The 20,030-nt window shown below is 37.8% G+C and carries 15 protein-coding genes; 7 read left to right on the top strand and 8 right to left on the bottom strand.

Going from position 1 to position 20,030, the window contains the following annotated elements:
• Positions 1-510 (top strand): 3-keto-disaccharide hydrolase (locus tag ACTBZY_RS17085; RefSeq protein ID WP_463047564.1); only part of this gene is annotated, 510 nt, incomplete at its 5' end.
• Positions 511-607: 97 nt separating this feature from the next.
• On the opposite strand, the gene folE is transcribed toward ACTBZY_RS17085, so the two are convergent.
• Both folE and ACTBZY_RS17075 read right to left on the bottom strand, forming a co-directional pair.
• Positions 608-1,321, bottom strand: coding sequence for a GTP cyclohydrolase I FolE (folE, locus tag ACTBZY_RS17080; protein WP_463047563.1), 714 nt, complete (start codon positions 1,319-1,321; stop codon positions 608-610).
• The gene (locus tag ACTBZY_RS17075; RefSeq protein WP_463047562.1) at positions 1,284-1,700 is read right to left on the bottom strand and encodes a 6-pyruvoyl trahydropterin synthase family protein; all 417 of its coding nucleotides are present in this window, start codon (positions 1,698-1,700) and stop codon (positions 1,284-1,286) included. The genes folE and ACTBZY_RS17075 overlap by 38 nt, the downstream gene beginning before the upstream one ends.
• 263 nt (positions 1,701-1,963) lie before the next feature.
• Here ACTBZY_RS17075 and ACTBZY_RS17070 point away from each other — a divergent pair, with 263 nt between their 5' ends.
• The 3 genes from ACTBZY_RS17070 to ACTBZY_RS17060 all read left to right on the top strand — a co-directional run bounded on the left by ACTBZY_RS17070 (position 1,964) and on the right by ACTBZY_RS17060 (position 4,791).
• A complete protein-coding gene (locus ACTBZY_RS17070) occupies positions 1,964-2,944 on the top strand; it encodes a class I SAM-dependent methyltransferase (protein ID WP_463047561.1) in 981 nt (326 codons plus the stop codon).
• Between the two features lie 110 nt (positions 2,945-3,054).
• A complete protein-coding gene (locus ACTBZY_RS17065; RefSeq protein WP_463047560.1) occupies positions 3,055-4,365 on the top strand; it encodes a sugar MFS transporter in 1,311 nt (436 codons plus the stop codon).
• A 159-nt stretch (positions 4,366-4,524) separates the two neighbouring features.
• Positions 4,525-4,791, top strand: coding sequence for a hypothetical protein (locus tag ACTBZY_RS17060; protein WP_463047559.1), 267 nt, complete (start codon positions 4,525-4,527; stop codon positions 4,789-4,791).
• Here the strand turns inward: ACTBZY_RS17060 and ACTBZY_RS17055 are convergent.
• On the bottom strand, positions 4,747-6,903 hold the full coding sequence (locus tag ACTBZY_RS17055) for an alpha-amylase family protein (RefSeq protein WP_463047558.1): 2,157 nt from the start codon (positions 6,901-6,903) through the stop codon (positions 4,747-4,749). The two genes, ACTBZY_RS17060 and ACTBZY_RS17055, sit on opposite strands and share 45 nt — an antisense overlap.
• 414 nt (positions 6,904-7,317) lie before the next feature.
• Between ACTBZY_RS17055 and ACTBZY_RS17050 the strand changes: the two genes are divergently transcribed.
• Positions 7,318-8,301, top strand: a complete 984-nt coding sequence (locus ACTBZY_RS17050; RefSeq protein ID WP_463047557.1) for a sugar phosphate isomerase/epimerase family protein — start codon at positions 7,318-7,320, stop codon at positions 8,299-8,301.
• A 375-nt stretch (positions 8,302-8,676) separates the two neighbouring features.
• The gene (gene leuS, locus ACTBZY_RS17045) at positions 8,677-11,529 is read left to right on the top strand and encodes a leucine--tRNA ligase (RefSeq protein ID WP_463047556.1); all 2,853 of its coding nucleotides are present in this window, start codon (positions 8,677-8,679) and stop codon (positions 11,527-11,529) included.
• A gap of 92 nt (positions 11,530-11,621) precedes the next feature.
• Here leuS and ACTBZY_RS17040 read toward each other — a convergent pair whose 3' ends face one another.
• Genes ACTBZY_RS17040 through ACTBZY_RS17025 form a run of 4 tightly spaced genes read right to left on the bottom strand, consistent with a single transcriptional unit; the run spans position 11,622 to position 16,320 of the window.
• On the bottom strand, positions 11,622-11,906 hold the full coding sequence (locus tag ACTBZY_RS17040) for a hypothetical protein (RefSeq protein ID WP_463047555.1): 285 nt from the start codon (positions 11,904-11,906) through the stop codon (positions 11,622-11,624).
• Between the two features lie 10 nt (positions 11,907-11,916).
• A complete protein-coding gene (locus tag ACTBZY_RS17035; protein WP_463047554.1) occupies positions 11,917-13,302 on the bottom strand; it encodes a TolC family protein in 1,386 nt (461 codons plus the stop codon).
• Positions 13,299-14,654: an HlyD family secretion protein gene (locus ACTBZY_RS17030; protein WP_463047553.1), complete on the bottom strand. Its 1,356-nt coding sequence runs from the start codon at positions 14,652-14,654 to the stop codon at positions 13,299-13,301. The genes ACTBZY_RS17035 and ACTBZY_RS17030 overlap by 4 nt, the downstream gene beginning before the upstream one ends.
• Positions 14,647-16,320 (bottom strand): peptidase domain-containing ABC transporter, encoded by a 1,674-nt coding sequence (locus tag ACTBZY_RS17025; RefSeq protein WP_463047552.1) that lies wholly within the window; start codon positions 16,318-16,320, stop codon positions 14,647-14,649. Before ACTBZY_RS17025 ends, ACTBZY_RS17030 begins: the two co-directional genes overlap by 8 nt.
• 125 nt (positions 16,321-16,445) lie before the next feature.
• On the opposite strand from ACTBZY_RS17025, the gene ACTBZY_RS17020 reads away from it, so the two are divergent.
• Positions 16,446-17,123: a TetR/AcrR family transcriptional regulator gene (locus ACTBZY_RS17020; RefSeq protein WP_463047551.1), complete on the top strand. Its 678-nt coding sequence runs from the start codon at positions 16,446-16,448 to the stop codon at positions 17,121-17,123.
• Here ACTBZY_RS17020 and ACTBZY_RS17015 read toward each other — a convergent pair.
• Positions 17,120-19,963 (bottom strand): TolB family protein, encoded by a 2,844-nt coding sequence (locus ACTBZY_RS17015; RefSeq protein ID WP_463047550.1) that lies wholly within the window; start codon positions 19,961-19,963, stop codon positions 17,120-17,122. The genes ACTBZY_RS17020 and ACTBZY_RS17015 overlap by 4 nt on opposite strands.
• Between the last annotated feature and the right edge of the window lie 67 nt (positions 19,964-20,030).

Here is a 20,030-nt window from a genome sequence, read left to right as displayed (position 1 = left end):
GATACTTTTGAAGTGGAACATGGAGATTTGCTGACAGACGCACAATACACCAATTATGAATTAACCTTCGACTGGAATATTTCAAAGGCAGGAAACAGTGGCGTTTTTATCAATGTCATGGAATCTGAAGAAAACCCGACGGCTTGGACCAGCGGACCAGAATATCAACTTTTAGATAACGCTGGCGTTCAAGCAGATTATCTTCAAGATTCAACCCGATGGGCGGCATGTTTATATGGTTTCCAGAAAATAAATAATGAAGTGACCCCTAAGCCTAGCGGGAGCTGGAACCATTCCAAAATCAGACAAGTAGACGGTAATGTTCAGTTTTGGCTAAATGATGTGCTTACTGCAGAAGAAGACTTCAACGGTGAAAACTGGAAAAAAGTGGTTGCCGAAAGTAATTTTAAGACTTTTGAAAATTTTGGAAAAGCCAGTAGTGGACATATTGCCCTTCAAGATTGGGCAAAAGGCGTTTACTTTCAAAATATCAAAATCAAGGAGCTTTAAACTCAAGCACGAACCTAGAAAGAAAATCAAAAGGGGCTCTATCAAATGAATGATAAAGCCCCTTCTTTTTATATGATAGCTACCTCAGACTTACAAATCAATACTTCAACACACCCTGTCTTAGACCCACCATTTTTATAAATTCATTTCTAGTTTCTGTTTCCATAAACTTTCCACCATAAAAAGTAGTGACCGTAGAAGAGGTTTGATCATTTATCCCCCTTGACGATACACACATGTGATCTGCATCCAAAATAACGGCTACACTTTCTGTTCCCAATACCGTTTTTAGAGCCTCCCCAATTTGAATGGTCATTCGCTCTTGAACCTGCGGTCTTCTTGCAAAATGATTTACTACCCTATGTAGTTTAGATAAACCTATCACATGCCCATTGGCTATGTATGCCACATGAGCTTTACCTACTATGGGCACAAAATGATGCTCACAGTTAGAATGGAACATGATATCACGTTCCACCAACATTTCTCTATACTTATAATGGTTCTTGAAATGTGTCAAAGCGGGTAAGTTTTTCGGATTTAATCCAGAAAAAAGCTCCTTTACGTACATTTTGGCCACTCGCCTAGGTGTCCCACTAAGGCTATCATCTGTTAAATCCAGACCCATGATGTGCATGATTTCTCTAAAATGTTCTTCTATTTTTTCCATTTTAGTATCATCATCCATGTCAAAAGCATCTGGTCTAAGTGGCGTTGAAAAAGCATTAGATGCAATGTGATCGTCGCCGATGGCATTTATTTCTTCGTCTCTATTATGCGGGGTATTCAACATAGTTTCTTTCAGTTTCATAGAGCCTTACTTTCAATTCTAGCTCTTTATTATTTAGGGCTCTTTCTAGTTTTTTGTGTATAACTATTGCAATGTTCTCTGCTGTAGGATTCAAATCCTTGAACTCAGGAACATCTAAATTTAGGTTTTTATGATCAAAGGCATCCAAAATATGCTCCTGAATTAAATCTGATAGAATCTTAATGTCTATCACATAGCCCGTTTCAGGATTCACCTCACCAGTTACCTTGATGTCTAAGTTATAATTATGACCGTGATAATTGGGATTATTGCATTTGCCGAAAACAGCAACATTCTTTTCATTAGACCAAGCAGATCTATGAAGTCGATGAGCAGCATTGAAATGCTCTTTTCTAAAAACGGCTACTTTTTTATTCAATAGTTTGAGATTTAGGATAAAGAAATTAAATGCAAAGTCTGTGCTTCATATTTCTTATCTGACATACTGTTTTGAAATTTGATAACTAAAATATGAGGGAATACGTTCATTTACGAGTGCGAGTTTCTAGAAGATTCTCGACAATTTCATTAAAGGAAAAATTGCTAAAATTTTAAGAGACCAATTAAACATAAGATAATTAAAAACTATTTGATGAGGGTTTTCGTTGGTGTAAGTGTCCTCCCTATAAAGTATTTATTTATATGAAAATATTTCAATTTTTGACCTACTTGGTTTTTCAGATTGTTCTGCTCCCAATTACTATTTTTGGGATACTTCTATCTATCATTAAGTATTTAGCCTTAAGGAGTGCTGTAAAGCTTCCTGTTTCTGTGACGAACTCACTTTTTAATAAATGGGTGCTTCATACTTTTGGACAGCGGAAAGATACGGATGCGGTAGAGATGCTAAGCAACCTACCAGAAATGTCCATGGCTGGAGTATGGTATATGTTTTTACCCGCCATACTGGCCAATAGGTTGACGGGTTATTTACCAAGTATTGCACGCATTTCTATGCCCGAAAAAGAATCCATTTATACACTTTTGGCTTCTAGAACACTGTTTTTTGATAAATTATATGAAGAAAAATTTGATGGCATAGAGCAAGTCGTACTTATAGGTGCTGGTTTTGATACACGTTTAGTAAAGTATTGTCATCATAAAAACATATCGGCTTATGAGCTCGACAATGAAGCCGTATTAAGTCAAAAACGTGTGGTGTCCCAAAGAGCAGAAATGGATCAATCATGGATTAATACCATCTCCACAGACTTTAAAACGCAGGATTGGGTTCAAAAACTGACCTTAAATGGTTTTGATATCAAGAAGAAAACCTTCTTTCTTTTAGAGGGATTTACTGTAAATGTTGACGAAAACGAGCTGAAACAAACCTTAAAAGAGATTTCTAAAATTTGTTCTAAAGGAAGCCAATTGGCCTTCGACTTTTATTCTAAAGATTTTGATGAAAGTCGTCAAAAATCATTCAGAATTAAAGATAGGCTAATGATAAAACTAAATGGGCAGAAGCTTAAATTCGGAATTGAGATGACCGCGGCTCCAAAAGTTTACCTTGCTAATCTCATGACCTATGCAGATATGCTGCTCACAGATTTTGTGATGATGGGCGACTTCACGCCTACCAGCAAGCCGCTGGGGGCTCTCGTTTTAGCTCAGAAATATTAGACAATCTTCATACGAAATGTTCGATTAAATTGAAAATAATTAGTAGTTATTAAGAAATATGTAGGACCTTTTATATATTTTTAAAATAATTTAATAACTAACCTATTTGTATGACAGATAATCGTTCTAACAACAATCTGGTTCCAATGCTCATTATTGGAGCTATGTTCTTCATTTTTGGATTTGTAACTTGGATAAACGGGGTTCTAATTCCGTTTATGAAAACAATAAATGAATTAACCGACACCCAAGCCTATTTAGTAGCTACCGCTTCCTATGTTGCTTTTGTGGTGATGGCATTGCCCGCTTCTTATTTATTAAAAAAAGTAGGGTATAAAAAAGGAATGTCAATAGGCTTAATGATTATGGCTGTTGGGGCATTGGTATTTATACCTGCCGCAGAAGCCAGAACGTATTGGATGTTTTTAGCTGGTATATTTATTCAAGGCACCGGTATGACGCTTATGCAAACTGCCGCTAATCCGTACATTACCATCTTAGGACCCATAGAAAGTGGGGCAAAAAGAATAGCAATGATGGGCATTGCTAATAAGCTGGCAGGCTCTATTGGTTCCATCGTTTTTGGAACCTTATTATTGTCTGGCATAGATGATGTAAAAGATAAATTAAGTTTTGTTTCGCCCGATGAAAAATCACAATTGCTTGACACCATGGCAAATAGTGTGGTAACACCCTATATTATAATGGCAACTGTTTTGTTTTTATTCGGTTTGTTAATTTTAAAAGCACCACTGCCAGAATTAGAAGGCGATGTGGATGAACAAGTTGCAGATGGTACAACAGCCAAAACTAGTATATTCCAATTTCCTCATTTATGGTTAGGGGTATTAGCATTGTTTGTTTATGTAGGTGCTGAAGTTATTGCCGGTGATTCTATTATTGCCTATGGTTTATCTTTAGGATTACCCGCAGACCAAGCTAGTCACTTTACCTCGTATACCCTTATGGCTATGGTGTTCACCTATGCTTTAGGTGTATTATTAATACCAAAATACCTAAGTCAAGGTTTGGCATTAAAAATTAGTGCGGCTTTAGGAATTGTTTTTTCCATATGTATTTTAATTACAACAGGCTTCACCTCTGTACTTTTTGTTGCAGCATTAGGTATTGCTAATGCGTTGGTTTGGCCTGCCATTTGGCCTTTAACGCTTCATGGCTTAGGTAAATTCACCAAAACAGGATCCGCTTTATTGGTAATGGCAATTTCGGGTGGTGCCATTATTCCGCCTTTGTATGGCAGAATAGTAGACGCAGGTAAACACGACTTAATGACCAACGGCATAGCCGAAGCACAAGCATTGGCTACTTCTGCTAATAACAGTTATTGGATATTATTGCCGTGCTATATTATTATTCTATATTATGCTATTTGGGGTCATAAAGTTGGGTTTAAGAAATAAAATCATAAGTTTAATCGAGTTAGAAGAGGCCGTCTCAAAAATGTGAGACAGCCTCTTTTTATTTGGACTCCTCTGAGAAAATTTTCAAATAAGTAATTCACAGAGCTTACTTTTTACTTATGAGACTTGCTCTGCCCTCTCACATCAGCTTGGCTAATTATGATGATTGCTGGAGGAGCTATATTACCTTTAATTTATGGTCAACTGGCTGATATATGGGATACGCAAATGGCTTTCCTTACGCTAATTCCTTTATATATGTTTATTCTATATTTCTCTATCTCAGGATACAAGAAAAAAAAAGGTAAAACCATTTTAACAATAGAAAAGCCGTCTCTTAATAAATTAGGAGACGGCTTTCTGCATATAGAGCATTACGATTTATCTTTCAATAACGATACCTTCAAAATCTGTCAAGGCAGGTAATGTCATTTTCAAATAACCGTTGGTGTAAGTGAAGTCTAGCTTCTCTCCTCCTTGCATGGTCCAAATTTTACTGGGTTTAAAATCCATTCTGATTTCAAATTTAATGTTCTGTTGTACATGGGGTTCAAAGTAAGTATTCCCACTAAATCCTGTCAAATTCACCAAATGAAGAATATGCCCATTTGACTTAAACGGTGTATGAATGGTCACCTTTTCGGTATTCATCATAAAATCCTGTAAGATAATCTCTACCCGTGGATGAGCTGAACTGATAGCTTCCTTAAAAGCGTTTGGGTAGATATTTTGTAAAACATCTAAAACAATGTTTTTATGCTGTTCATAGCCATGTTGATAATAGATTTTACCAATGTTCATTGGCATCAAAACGTTGACCTTATTTTTCATTCCCATGCCAAAATAACCTGTTGGTTCATGTCCACCAATCATTTCTGGTGGTCCTGGTCGGCCCTTGCTTAAAATGGGCAAGAAAGTCTCTACCCCGTCATCGAAATTATAAAGCCCTAGGTTAAACTTGAAATGCACCATACTTTGACCTTCAAAACTTTTGAAAATGTCTTTTCTATTTGGCGTCAAATAATTCCCTGCTCCATCATTCTCTGATTGGACTATAGTAGCTCCAAAAAGCTCCTTTAAAGCCTCAGGATTATCAAAAAGGCTGGTGTTGGTCGCGATAAGCTTTACTCCCGATTTAGAAATTTCTTTTAGAGCCCTAATATCAATTTCACTTAGATAATTGATATCTGGGAGAATCAATACCTTGTATTTATGCTTTATTTTGTCTGAAAGGTTTGCCAAATGATTATCCTGAATAATATCAAACTGCACATGTGCTTCTTTCAGCATGAGCGATAGGCCACGGTATTCCTCCATTTTATCCCCTCCTGGCCAATACCCTGGAGCCACTACTGCCACATGGGCCATACTCTCATATTTTCCAAAATAGGGTTCAAACTTCTTCTGATGAGCATAAATCTTCTTCATGGTTCCGAAGTTCCTTTCGTCCTCATAGTCTCTTAAGTCGCCCATCAAACTTACATCTGTACCGCTTCCATTGGCTATATTTTCATAAAGTCTGATGCTTATTTCCTCTGGTTCTATGGCATTATATCTGCTTTGAAACGAAATCTGTTGAATACTGGCATTGCTTACAATTTTATCAGGAAAAGTTTGCTCTATATGGTTGGTGTTATCTGAAGCCGTGTACGGCCAATATGGCAAGCCATGCGTTTGACTTTCATGCCTGATAATGTCTACAGACTCTTCTAAATAGGTGCAAATGGCTATCTTCTTTCCAGAAGCACGTAATACTTTTCCATTGGACAAACGCTTTTCAGAGGAAGACTTAACTATTTTATGTAGGTTTCTAGACCACTGCTCGATGCTCGCCGTTTTAAACGCTAAATATTGATTAAAAACGGGGTCGTTTCGGTCTTCCTTGAGTGGTAATACCAGTCCACCACTCCATTCAGAAAAGGCTTTTTTATCATATTCGTTTTGGTCTATGCCTACATATATGTTTTCATAAGGATTTCTGGTTTGATAGCCCGGCATGTTTAAGAAAATACCGTCAATATCAAATTTAGAAATCACCTCTTCGACTATCCTGAAGGCCTTATCTTGTACATATGGGGCATTGATACTCACCACATATTTATCCGTATTAATGATTCTTTCTCCTTTGGCTGAAATATAAAACCAGTCTGGATGAGCTTTAAAAATGGTTTCATGTGCCCTACTAAAATCAAAACGAATGATGACGCGAATGCCGTTTTCGTGACATTTTTCTACTATTCTTCCCATTTCACCGGGCTTCATATAAGGATTGGTGTATTCAAAATCTAAGTCCGACTGGTAAAAGGACATAATGCCTGCCCCATTGATGATTAAAGTATTGGCAGAAAATGCCTTTAAGTCTTCCACGATTTCATCGGCATCAATATTGGCCGCCTCATAGTCAGGCAAATTCATTTGAATCAAGCGAAGGTTATTTCGTTTCCACCATTCGGAGTCGTCGGAAGAGACTATTGGATTTTGTGCAAAAGCACCGGAAATGACGAAAAAAAAGAGATAAGGCAACTTGAGAAATTTCATTTTTTATGGGTTGTATTCCCGAAAATTACGAGGGTTTTAAGTAAAGCCCAAAAGTAGTAGATGAAAGGATTGAAATAGACTCAAATAAGCGATTTGCAATCTATCAAACGCAAAATCCCCCACAATTCATTAGTGTTTAATCCGTGATAATTGTGCCAGTTGGCAAATACTACATGAAAGTTGTCAATTATCTATGTGATTCTAACCCTTACCAATCCTTCCCGTTTAAAAAATAAACCCTTCTCCGTATGCCGTTGTAATAAAGGCGTTTCACTAAGAACTAAGTTTATTTTCTGAAGTATCAGGTAAGGAAACTAACTGGTCAAGAAAATCCACCACTTAGTCTAATATTTGTTCTAATCTATCTCAAAATCCCTACATTTATTCTTTATACCAACCCTAAAAAATAATTACATGAATCGTAGAGATTTTATATACAGTTCGTCTGCCGCCATACTTGGTGGATTAGTATTGGGCTCAAAAGCCTATGCGGGTGTTCTTAAACCAAATTCCCTTATCAATGGAGTGCAGATTGGCACCATCACCTATTCTTTCAGAAGTTTGCCAGGAAGTGCGGAACAAGTGCTTCAATACTGTGTGGATGCAGGCATTTCTGCCATTGAACTGATGGGCGACCCTGCCGAAGAATACGCAGGAAAACCTAAAAGCCCAATTGATAACAGCACATTTTATGTCAATGGCAAAAGAAGAAAACCAACGGATGAAGAGCAAGGCAAAATGGACCAGCATAAAATGGATGTGGCTAAATGGCGTGAAACCGTCTCTATGAAACCTTTCAAAGAGTTTGCTAAAATGTACAAGAAAGCAGGTGTGAGCATTTATGCTTTTAAACCAAATGCCTTCGGAGCAGATAATACCGATGCGGAGATAGAATACGCTATGCGAGCTGCTAAAGCATTGGGAGCTAAATCTGTTACGTTAGAGCTACCTAGAGATTCGGCACAGTCTTCAAGACTTGGAAAACTAGGAGAAAAAAACAAAATGTACGTGGGTTATCATCTTCATACCACGGCTACAGATACTATTTGGGACGAAGCTCTGGCACAATCTCCTTATAACTCCATGAACTTAGACTGCGGTCATTATATAGCCGCCGGTGGAGATAATACAAAGGAGAGCCTATTGAAGCTGATAGAAGCCCGTCACGACAGAATCACGAGTATGCACATCAAAGACCGCCAGTCAAAAGCCAACGGAGCTGAAAACTTGTCGTGGGGAGAAGGTGACACACCAATAAAAGAGATACTGAGACTGGTAAGAGACAAAAAATACGACATCCCTTGCACCATTGAGTTAGAATACAAAGTACCAGAAAACTCTGACCCTGTAACGGAAGTGGGTAAATGCTTTCAATTTGCGAAGGCGGCTCTTTCTTAAAAGTAGCATTTCAAATGACAAAACGGCTTTGCCTTATAAATAGGTGGAGCCGTTTTTTTTTAGATTTATTTACTGGTAAAAGGTCAATTTCTTTTTTGACCTTTTAAAAGAATAACAAATAATTAACTGCCCTAAAAACTTATTTGTTTTAAACACTTGACCACCTTTTGTAAATATACCATGATGATTGGTACTCCCCGCCTTCCGGACGGGCAGGGACTTCGCTCGACTGACATTTAAACATTAAACAACAAGCATCTAGCAACCGACATTTAACATCAGACACAACAATAAAACCTCAATAGACAAACCCTTTCTAGACACTCTCCCACCAATTCCCTATTTTTGCCAAAATTTTAAGTTTAAAAGGCAGAAATGGCAGTTTATAATCCTTCGGAAATAGAGAAAAAGTGGCAGGCATATTGGGAAAGCAATGAGACCTATAAAGTCGATATTGACCACTCAAAACCTAAATTTTATGTACTAGACATGTTCCCTTACCCTTCTGGGGCAGGTTTGCATGTGGGGCATCCGCTGGGTTACATCGCTTCTGACATCTATAGCCGCTATAAAAAACTGAAAGGTTTTAACGTTTTGCACCCTATGGGTTTTGACTCTTTTGGTCTTCCTGCGGAGCAATACGCCATTCAAACTGGGCAGCACCCTGCCATTACAACAGAAAAAAACATTGAAACCTACATAGGTCAAATGAAGAATATTGGCTTTGGTTACGACTGGAGCAGAGAAATTCGTACTTCTTCACCAGAATATTACAAATGGACGCAGTGGATTTTTATGCAGCTTTTTAATAGCTGGTATAATAAAGACACGGATAAAGCTGAGGACATTGAAACATTAGAAGCATTATTTGCCAAAGGTGGTTCTGCTGCGGCCAATGCCGTTTGTGATGATGAATTACCAGAATTTACGGCTGCCGAATGGAATGCCCTTTCGGAAGATGAAAAATACAAAACCACTTTAAATTACAGATTGACCTATTTATCAGAGTCTATGGTAAACTTTTGCCCTGAACTGGGCATGGTGCTATCAAATGACGAGGTAAAAGATGGTGTATCGGAGCGTGGTGGTTATCCTGTGATTCAGAAAAAAATGCGTCAGTGGATGATGCGTATCACGGCCTATTGCGACAGATTGATTGATGGCTTAGAAAACGTAGATTGGTCGCATTCGCTCAAAGAGCAACAAAAAAACTGGATTGGTCGCTCACAAGGAGCTTCTGTCAAATTTCCAGTAGCTGAGACAGCTTTATTAAAAGAAAGAGGTTTTGAAGGCAAAGTAGAAGTGTTTACCACTAGAATTGACACCATTTATGGCGTGAGTTTTATGGTTTTGGCTCCTGAGCACGAATGGGTAGACACATTGACTACGCCAGAGCAAAAAGAAGCCATTGAGGCCTATAAACTAGAAACGCAGAAACGTTCTGAATTAGACCGTATGTCAGACGTTAAAACGGTTTCTGGAGCATTTACGGGTTCTTACTGCGTAAATCCTGTCAATGGCGAGCAAGTTCCTATCTGGATTGCTGATTACGTGTTGGCAGGTTATGGTACAGGAGCTGTGATGGCTGTGCCAAGTGGCGACCAAAGAGATTGGAATTTTGCAAAGCATTTCAATTTGCCAATTCCTGCTATTTCTGACGCTCAGCTAAATTTAGAAGAAGCTGCTGACGCATCGAAAGAAGGAAAATACATCAATTCGGGCATGATTAACGGCATGGAATACCAAGAAGCCGTTGACACATTAATAAACTGGATTGAGGCAAATAAAGTAGGAAAAGGTAAAATCAATTACAGACTAAGAGATGCTGTTTTTGCTCGTCAGCGTTACTGGGGAGAGCCTGTTCCTGTCTATTTCAAGGAGAATGGGCTACCCTATTTGGTGGACGAGTCTGACTTGCCAATAGTTCTTCCTGAAATTGACGAGTACAAACCTACAGAAACCGGTGAGCCACCTTTAGGACGAGCAAAAGACTGGAAATATGTACCCCAACCCCCAACCCCTTCCCCAGAGGGAGAAGGGGAGATTGTTAGTTATGACTACGAATTATCTACTATGCCAGGTTGGGCAGGTAGTAGCTGGTATTGGTACCGTTATATGGATGCCAAAAACGAGGATGCTTTCGCATCAAAAGAAGCGTTGGATTACTGGCAAGATGTTGACTTATATGTAGGAGGTACAGAACACGCTACAGGTCACTTACTGTATAGCCGCTTTTGGAACAAATTCTTAAAAGACAAAGGCTTTGTAAAACAAGAGGAGTTTGCCAAGAAACTGATCAATCAAGGTATGATTCAGGGGCGTTCTAGCTTTGTTTACAGAGTGAAGAATACCGAAGTACCAACTTTCGTTTCCTATGGTTTAAGAAAAGATTACGATACGCAAAAGCTTTATGTCGATGTCAATATTGTCGACAATGATATTTTAGATGTTGAGGCTTTTAAGTCGACCAGAAATGATGTGGATGCCAATGCCATATTCATTCTGGAAAACAGTAAATATTTTTGCGGAAGCGAAGTAGAAAAGATGTCGAAGTCTAAATACAACGTCGTAAATCCTGATATTTTAGTAGACCGTTATGGTGCAGATACCCTTCGTCTTTACGAGATGTTCTTAGGACCATTGACAGAAGCTAAACCATGGGACACAAAAGGAATTGAAGGTACTTCAAGATTCTTGAAAAAACTTTGGCGTTTGTTCTTTGACCAGAATGGCGTGTCGCTTTTAGTAGATGAAAAAGCTACGCCAGAAGAGTTAAAAGCTTTGCATAAAGCCATCAAAAAAGTAGGTTCAGATATTGAAACATTCTCTTTCAATACTTCCGTAAGTACATTCATGATTTGCGTGAATGAACTGACTGATTTAAAATGCCATAAAAAGGAAATTTTAGAACTCTTACTAGTCATTATTTCTCCGTATGCACCGCATATCGCAGAGGAGCTTTGGGCTAAAATAGGAAACGAAGAAGGCAGCATCACTTCTCAAGAATACCCAGATTTTTCTGAGGAGTTCTTAAAAGAGGATGAAATAGAATATCCTATACAAATAGGCGGAAAAGTTCGCGTTAAATTGAGTTTCCCTGCAGAAACGGGTAAAGAAGAGATTGAAAAAGTGGTATTAGCTCATGCAGACGTTATCAAATGGATGGATGGCAAACCCTTAAAGAAAATCATAGTAGTGCCGAAGAAGATTGTAAATGTGGTGGTTTAACCCACTTTATACAAATCTTAGCATTAAAAAGTAAGGCGGCATTTTGGAAATCCAAATGCCGCCTTTTCTTATACCTTATTTTCTATAAAAAGCTATAAAGAAGCCCAGTTTTGATATACAATAGGTACCGAATAAATTTCTTTCAAGGCGTCTCTGTATTTTTCTTCTAGGGCACTTTGAATCTGGCTAAACTTGGAGGCCTCAGAGATAAAGGAAAGTTTATGTACGGTTTCTTTTATTAGCTTTTCGTTATCAAGAATATAATGCTCTCGGGTGTAGTCTATTTCCACTGAAAAAGCAAAATTATCTCTTAAGAGCCATTCAGAAATTTGGCTTAAATACTCCTTATTATTGATTAATAAATGTACGAGAACCATAATTATAAATTTAATTAGTGGGTGCTAATAATCCAGCCGCCCATCTTTGTTTAAAATACGCTTTCAAATATTTCAGATTAACTTCTAATATCTTTTTTCGAGCATCAATGAGTTTGTTTTCTCTAGAAATAATCAGAAAAAGAGAACTCTCCCCTTGTGAGAATTTAAGTTCTTCATTGCGTAGCAGAAATCTGTAACTATCGGCCAGTTGACTCGCTGTACCTAGCTGATTCGCTAGTAAGTCTGTTTCAACGGCATACTGCCTAACTTTATTTTCAATATTCCAGGTTTTCTGCTCTTGAAGAAAGGTAGTCTCTTGAATTTTGAAGTTCGTTTTCGCAAACTTACCTCTTCCTTCTCTCAAAAATAAGGGAATTTTAAAATCGATACCAAATTTGTAATTGTTAGCCAAATATGGATTAACAGCATATTCCGAAGAGAAATAATCCTTCCCCAAAAGATTATATTTTAAGTCCAAAGTCGGCAGCATAGCCTGCCTGTTTAGTTGGCGTTCCACATCTAGCCCATCCAATTTGAATTGATACGTTTTAAGCTCCGGATGGTTTAATTTGGCTAAATATACCATCTCATCTATAGGCACCGCTTCTAGGTTGGTCGGCATTGGTTGTGGCCTTTCTGTTTCATTTAATAAATATGGGCTTCCATCAGTATCCCAAAGGAAAGCCGACAAGGCTATGGTGTTTTTCCTTAAATCTATATAGGCCTCTTGGCTGAGTAATTTGATATTTTGAACCTGTAAAAAAGCCTCAACCGTATCAACTCGTGCCTCAGCTCCATTATTAAATCCAAGTTTTGTCATTTCCAATCGCTTCTGGGCATTCATACCTTGTTCATTTAATAGCTCATAGTTTTGAAAAGATGCTGCCCATAGCCAATAAGCTTCAATGGCATCCAAATACATGTCATTGAGCATTTGACGCTGCTCTTCGGCACTTTGAGAAATCATCAATTCCGCCTGTTTTCTGGCTGCCCTCTGGCCATCCATCAGCAAACCCTTCAAAACAGGCAGTTCTAAACCAAAATAGGTGAGGTTACCTGAGGTCTCACGTGGATTTAAGTATTTGCCAGAAGTATATTCATTTCCTGCTTTAAGCCGCAAGGCATAAGGAGTTTGAACCTTTAATTCTGGATTCTGTGTATTATAGTATTGGTCTCCTGCTAAAGTCTTATTATCCGATTGGTAAGCTAAAACGGGGTCAAAGACACCTTTTGTAGCCAATAAATGAGCTCTAGATTGATTGACGTTTGCCTCCGAGATCTTAAAAGCAGGATGATTTTCTTCGAAAGTTGTTAAAAAGGTCTCAAAGAACAGCATATCCTGTCCCATCGAGAGAATCGGGAAGAAAAGCCATAGGTATATTATTCTTAATGTCATTTTGCTTTCGTTTTAGCGATAGAGCTTTCTGCCTGATAATATTCTGGTGGGAAGCCATTAATATTCCGCCATAGCTCATAATAGATTGGCACATCTTTGAGCAGAGAGATGCCTTTAGCTCCACCTCCCATTCTTAACGTAGTGGGCCATTTTCTTTCTTCAGCATCCTCCGCCACCAAAACTCTAAATTTCCCATTAAGGCTGCTGGAGGTTTCTACCATGGTTATTACACCTCCAAAAGTACCATAGCTGCTATTTGGCCAACCACTAAAAACAATCACAGGAAAGCCATCAAAAACTAATCTGACTTTCTGACCTATTTGAATTAATGGCAAGTCCATGGGTTCAATAAACATCTCTACGGCATAGCTAGGATTCACAGGAACTATCTCCACGATATTCTCGCCCTCTTTTAACATCTCTCCTATTCCTGATTTTCTAGCCTTCGTAATTTGACCACTTTGCGGAGCCAAAATATAATAGAGCTCACGTCTGGCATCATAATTAGCCAACTGATTTTCTAGTTTAGCTATTTCTGCTTCACCATTTGCCGCCAAAGAAATACTGCTGTATCGTTCTCCTTCCGTCTTTGACAGTTTTTCAAGGTAATCCTGAACCACGGTGTTTTTCTCAATTTGAAGATTAAGAAATTCCTGTTTGCTTTGCGTAAACTTATTTTCTGACGTATTCAGTTTTGCCAGTCCGTCTTGAAAAGCAATTCTACGTTTTTCAAAATCGGTTGTTGAAATGGCTCCACTGTCTAACATCGTTTGAGCAGCTTTAAACTGTCGGTTGTAAGCCAAGAAAGCATTATTCGCTGCTATCAGTGAAACACTATCACTCGCAATTTTCATTTTTTGCTGTCCTAACTTATTTTCTATGGATTGAAGTTTGAATTTCATGGCAGATTCTATAGCCGCCATCTGTTTTCCTGCTGTTTGAGCTTTTCCCTCGTAGGCATTAATGCTCCCCTGTTTGGCAGTTATTTGCTTTTGGGTTCTGTCTATTAGAATAGGGTCAAAATAATCCACTTTAACTTCGCCTAACTTTAAAATGGTATCTCCTTTTGACACAAAATCGCCTTCTTTCACATACCATTTTTCTATTTTACCGGGTATAATGGTGTTCAGTTCCTGAGGTCTATCTTCCTGCCTTAGAGTACTGACTTTACCCGTAGCTCTGATATTCTGTGTCCATGGCAGAAACAAAATCAAGGCAAACAATACTGCCATACCCATAAACCACTTGAACACTGAATTTTTCTGGTCTATTTTGTAAATCTCTGAAAATGCCTTTACACTTCCCCTTAAATCCTTCTTCAAGTAGGTGTTTCCTTCAAAATGATTATCCATAAGTCAATTTTCCGTTTTCGAGGGTTACGATCTGATTTACTAATTTTTCACAGTAACTGTCTTTTGATGTAAGAATTACCGTACTTCCATCCGCTTTAAGTTTGGCTGTTAATGCTTCTTTTTGCATTTGATTTAAATATCTAAACGGCTCTTCCATCAGAACAAGTCTATGCTTACATAGCAATGCTCTGGTAAGCAGAATCTGCTGCCTAATAACGGCAGGAATTCTTTTCCCTACAGGGTCTAGAACACTGTCATAACCATGAGGTAAACCTTCAATATAGCCTTGTAAGCCTGTAATTTCCGCAATGGATTTAACATCGGTCAAGCTGACACCCTTATTGTCCAGATTTAAATTCTGTAAAAGGGTTCCTTCAAAAATATTTTGCTGTCCAAGCAAAAAGCTCGTTTGATTTCTAATGGATTGCACATCATAATTTCTTATGGGTATGCCATCTATTAAAAGCTTTCCTTCAAAATTTTGAAAAGCCCCCGTCAAAAGCCTTAAAAGAGTTGTTTTTCCTGCACCACTTTCTCCTTTTATCAAAAGCCATTCTCCTTTTTTGATGTCTATATTAATATCTTTTAGCTTTAAATCAGAAGGGTAATATCCAAATGAAACATCTTCAAATTTGATAGTTACAGACTCCTTATTAGGATCTAATTTTACTGTTCCTGTAGGTTCAATATCTGCTTTAGCAACTTTATCTAACTTTTCTACAGCTGTTAGAGACTCGTAGACTTGATCCATATTTACGATCAATTTCTCTACGGAAGCTATGATGGCAATGATGACAATGTCTGATGCTATAAACTGGCCAATGTTAATTTGTTGTCTGGTAAGTAGGCTTACACCCAGTATAAGCATAGCTGCGGTAATAAGCAGTTTGAAGGATATCATGCTCCAGTATTGCACTTTTAGCGTCGCAAAGTGGTCTGTTCTGGCTCTTACATATTTTGTAATGATTCCATCTGTTTTATCCAGATGTAGCCGGGTCTCTCTGGCATATTTAAAAGATTTTATACTTCTGGCCATTTCTTCAAACCAACCCAAGGTCATATACTTATAGTTGGAAGTTTCCATAGAAGTTTTAAAGCCTTTAGCTGAAGTAAATCTGATAATCAGAATGACGATCAATAGTAAAACCAAACCAAAAGCTATAAAAAGAGGGTGATAAAAGGCCAGTAAAATGGTACCCAAAAGAATCTGAATAATGGAAGCCGGAATATCCACAAGAAGCTTGTGTAAGCTTTTCTGTAAACTGCCCACATCCATAAAACGATTGACCAGTTCTGGCAAATGATAAGCATCCAATTTGGAAATATCTAATTTTGGAAGCCTATGTGCATATTCCATGGCATATCTCACAAATATTTTCTGCTCAATTTTCTCAATAATCTCTAGTTGTTTAACCTGCAGCCAACCAGTTAAGAAAGTACCCGTGAGCACCATCGCTATTAAAATACCTATAGAAGTTGACATCTGTGCGGCCATCACAAAAGTGATGATACTCTGAATACCTAAAGGAAGAGAAAGGGCAACTAAACCTGCAAAAACGGAATAAATATAAATGGCAGAGATGTCTTTCTTATCCAACCAAAGTAGTTTGAATATTTTACTTATAGCCTGACTGATAGTGGTTTCTAAGTACTTTTCTTTTTCCATTTTTATCATAATTTGCACAAATGTAGTAAAACTTTACATAACGATAGCAATACTATTACAAATAGTAAGTTTACTTTGATTATTAGCATAATTACTATTATTTTTGATTCAAGATAAATACATCAATGCAGGGAAATTTCAACATTAAATTAAACGAGAAACTCTATCTTAAGGATCCTAACAGTACTTCTATAGGTGAAAAGATAGTACAAGAAGGTTTGAAAATGCTTTCAGTGAAAGGTTATGAGCATTTTACCTTCAAAAAATTATCTAAGGAGATTCCAACTACAGAAGCCACCATCTACCGCTATTTTGAAAACAAACACAAATTACTCATTTATCTGGTGGATTGGTATTGGGCTTTTATTGAATTTCAAGTGATGTTTCACTTGAACAATATGAAAGATCCAAAGGAAAAAATCAAGAAGATTATTGACCTACTGGTATGGGAAGACCAAGAGAATGCCTTTTTCAGTACTTTGGATCCAAAATCTCTTTACAATTTGGTTATAGCCGAAGGCAGCAAGACCTACCTATCCAAAGAAGTGGATGTCAATAATCAAGAAATGCTTTTTAAGCCATATAAGGACTTATGTGGTATGATAGCTGAAACTTTCCGAACGTATAACCCTCATTTCAAATACAGTCATTCACTGGCAAGTACTTTGGTGGAAACCGCTCATTTTCAGCACTTTTTCATGGAGCATTTACCCCGACTATGTGATTTTTCTGAGAATAAGGACAGAAAAGATTTAAAGAAATTCCTAGAAAGCCTCGTTTTTGGAACAATGAGTTTGAACTAGCCACCAATGATCAAATTGATATAAGTTGACTTTAAATTAGGCAAAAACTTGTTTGGGAACCTGTATCCTACCCTTAGCCCAATAGGTAAGTCAAACAAATTGAAAACGGTTTGGTCAAACAGAAACTCGGCACCAGCTGTTCTTAAATCGGTTTCCCCTCCTGAATCTTTTGCATGCGTCGTGTCAAAATAAAGGTTCATTCTTAAACGCTTTACATAGGTAATGCCATTGATCCCTAAATCAGGATATAATAGCGGCATTTTATAGTTAATGGATGTCCTATAAGCATTCTGAATACCAAAAATGCTATGTCCACGACCTAGCGAAAACGTATTTGGGAATCGGTAAAGGTTCTTGTTGCTTTCATCATAATAGGCTTGCTGAATCTCCAAACCATGATTGACACCAATTCCAGGTAACAAGATATTGGCTCCAGCCCTAAACATTTTGGCTATTCCAGTTTGAAAGGATTCTGCATAACTCAGGCTAACACTCCCCCCTAGTTTACTCTGCAGGTTTTTGTAAGCCTTTTGACGATTCACAGAAACACCACCTTTTAGCTCATAGAGTCCAAATTTAGAGTTAACGAACTCAAAGAAATTATCAGACCTAAACTGCTGAATGCCTTTCCAATTGGCCACCACATTTGTATTCCAAACATAGTTTCCTTTTATCATTTCTAATGGAACATTGAGCCCTATTGTAGCTTCCTGCTCGTCAAATTCCAAAATTCTATTTCCTTTGGCGGCTTCTACTTTTCTTCCTCTATACTCGTAAGCCACATTAAATTTGGCAAAATACTTTGCCATCACGTAGTCTATTCCATAGGCGTTTTCTCCTTCTGTGATATAACGGGTATAGTTTAAGACTAAGCTATTGGCTCCCAGAATATCATCCATATTCAGAAAAAAGTTGGAAGATGCCAAACTGGGTAAAGCACTGTTTTCTGATGAACCAAATGCTGGCAAAACTCCCCAAGAATGAAAGTTCCAACCTCTTAAAAAGCCTTTGTAAGGCTCGGCTTGATAGTTCTGTTCTTTTATATTGTCCAGTATACTCCCATTTTCAGGTAGGTTATTGAGGTCATTAAAAAAGTCTGTATTTTCTTTAAGATTAGTGGTTACTTCTTGAAAATTAACATCCGTTAAATCCATACTTGCCAAATGGTACCCTTTATCGGTCAGATTACTAAATAAAATTGTGTTACTCCTGTTGTTAAAGGAAGGATAGCCAGCTCCCACGGGAACAGAAGAGACTTTATAAAGACGTTTATCACCTGATTTTGACACCTTGTAAATATTATCTATTCCCGTAAAATTCCCCCTGAAGTAGATGTCATCTACGGATTCACTTAATTCCACCATAATGGCATTCATCCAGTTGGTAAGAAGCTCTTTTTGGTCATTAGCCAAATCGTGCTTTACGATGGCCAATTTCCCATCTTTTCTTGCCACATAAAACAACTTCATACCATCATTACTGTAAATAGGATACGCTAAATCCCAGTTCTCTTCATTACTGAAATCATTCTTTTTCTCACCCGTTTGGGTATTGAAAGCGGTTAATTCATAAACCAAATCCTCATTCAATATAATGGTCATAAACTCCTCAGCAGACGGACTGAGAGCGGCATAAAAATAACGGTCAGCGTCTTTTAACATCCTTTTGGTATCTGTAGCGAAGTCGTAATAAACAACTCTTGCAAAATCGACATTCGCCCACCTTGGATTGGTTTGATTTTCTAACCATAGTGCTCCTTTTTCGGCATAGGAAATGTATGGGTTATTAGAAATACCTATACTAGAAAGCGTACTTTCCTTTCCATTTATATCCCATTTAATCAACTTTGGTGTCACAGAAAATCCAGATTTCCTAGCAATCAAACTGCCATCGGCTAAGGTTTTTGGATAAATATAATTTACGACGCTTTTTGTTTTCGCGGTACTCAGTGAATCAAAACTTATTACATCTAAATCATGGATAAGTGCCTCTGTCTTCATTTCAAAATCTGCATAAGCGGCCTTATAAAGCTTTTTGGCACTCAATCCAGTATGTCTTTTAATAGCTCCAGAAAAAGGGTAAAAAGGAGGTTTCAAAAAATTAGCATCATGAATAACCTTTGACCAAACGTCATCCCCGTAAGTCTTTCTAGCATAAAGGTTCAAAACATATCCAAAAGGATAATGATTAGGCATTTTAGTCTTATAAGAACCGTTCCTCGATTTGTTATAAGAGAAATGCTTTCCTGCATAGAGGTTGGCTCTTAAATCAGCGGTAAAAGATGCCATCCTCCCTCTTCCGGCCTCCGTCAATAAAGATTCTGTCATAACCGCATCTCCCTCGGCAAACCAAGCGGGGTCCGTAAATCTTAAAACAGCAGACCATCCCCCTCTTCCTGTAATAAACCTTGCTAATTTTGAGAATCCCACATCTGCGTTACTATTTTGAAGCACATGCCTGTATTCATGAATTGCGAGTGCGTCTAACCAGTTATTTTGACCCAGAATATTCCAATTAGCAATTGGTGTCGTATATATTTCGCTTCTAAATGGCACACTAGCCACAAAACCATTTCCCTCCATACTCTTGCCATGAAGTATTATTGGAATAGGAGTAACCTTTGGCCCGATGGTGGTTTTATTGTTTTTATCAAGATGGTCAATCGTGGCCGCGAATTTATTGGCATAGCTTTCTAAACCTTTAGGATAAATTATCGTTGAATTTTCATTTTTGATTTGCATCCAGCGTATACTGGGAGGATTTTCGGAGTCTGCACTTGCCTGACCATAGGTCCAATTTGCGATGCAACTAAGCATCAAACAAAAGAATAATTTCCTCATATAATTAGAATTTCAAACGATAAGTTTGAGCTAAAAACCTTTTAGGGTTACCGATTTAATGAATCCA

The sequence above is a fragment of the Arcticibacterium sp. genome (assembly GCF_055134445.1).
The sequence above is the reverse complement of the archived record's forward strand: the minus strand, read 5'-3'. Positions and strand labels throughout refer to the sequence as shown.

Coding starts and splice junctions, on each gene's coding strand:
- folE (WP_463047563.1), bottom strand. CDS start 1,321: ATGAAACTGAAAGAAACTATGTTGAATACCCCGCATAATAGAGACGAA.
- ACTBZY_RS17070 (WP_463047561.1), top strand. CDS start 1,964: ATGAAAATATTTCAATTTTTGACCTACTTGGTTTTTCAGATTGTTCTG.
- ACTBZY_RS17065 (WP_463047560.1), top strand. CDS start 3,055: ATGACAGATAATCGTTCTAACAACAATCTGGTTCCAATGCTCATTATT.
- ACTBZY_RS17060 (WP_463047559.1), top strand. CDS start 4,525: ATGATGATTGCTGGAGGAGCTATATTACCTTTAATTTATGGTCAACTG.
- ACTBZY_RS17055 (WP_463047558.1), bottom strand. CDS start 6,903: ATGAAATTTCTCAAGTTGCCTTATCTCTTTTTTTTCGTCATTTCCGGT.
- ACTBZY_RS17050 (WP_463047557.1), top strand. CDS start 7,318: ATGAATCGTAGAGATTTTATATACAGTTCGTCTGCCGCCATACTTGGT.
- leuS (WP_463047556.1), top strand. CDS start 8,677: ATGGCAGTTTATAATCCTTCGGAAATAGAGAAAAAGTGGCAGGCATAT.
- ACTBZY_RS17040 (WP_463047555.1), bottom strand. CDS start 11,906: ATGGTTCTCGTACATTTATTAATCAATAATAAGGAGTATTTAAGCCAA.
- ACTBZY_RS17035 (WP_463047554.1), bottom strand. CDS start 13,302: ATGACATTAAGAATAATATACCTATGGCTTTTCTTCCCGATTCTCTCG.
- ACTBZY_RS17030 (WP_463047553.1), bottom strand. CDS start 14,654: ATGGATAATCATTTTGAAGGAAACACCTACTTGAAGAAGGATTTAAGG.
- ACTBZY_RS17025 (WP_463047552.1), bottom strand. CDS start 16,320: ATGGAAAAAGAAAAGTACTTAGAAACCACTATCAGTCAGGCTATAAGT.
- ACTBZY_RS17020 (WP_463047551.1), top strand. CDS start 16,446: ATGCAGGGAAATTTCAACATTAAATTAAACGAGAAACTCTATCTTAAG.
- ACTBZY_RS17015 (WP_463047550.1), bottom strand. CDS start 19,963: ATGAGGAAATTATTCTTTTGTTTGATGCTTAGTTGCATCGCAAATTGG.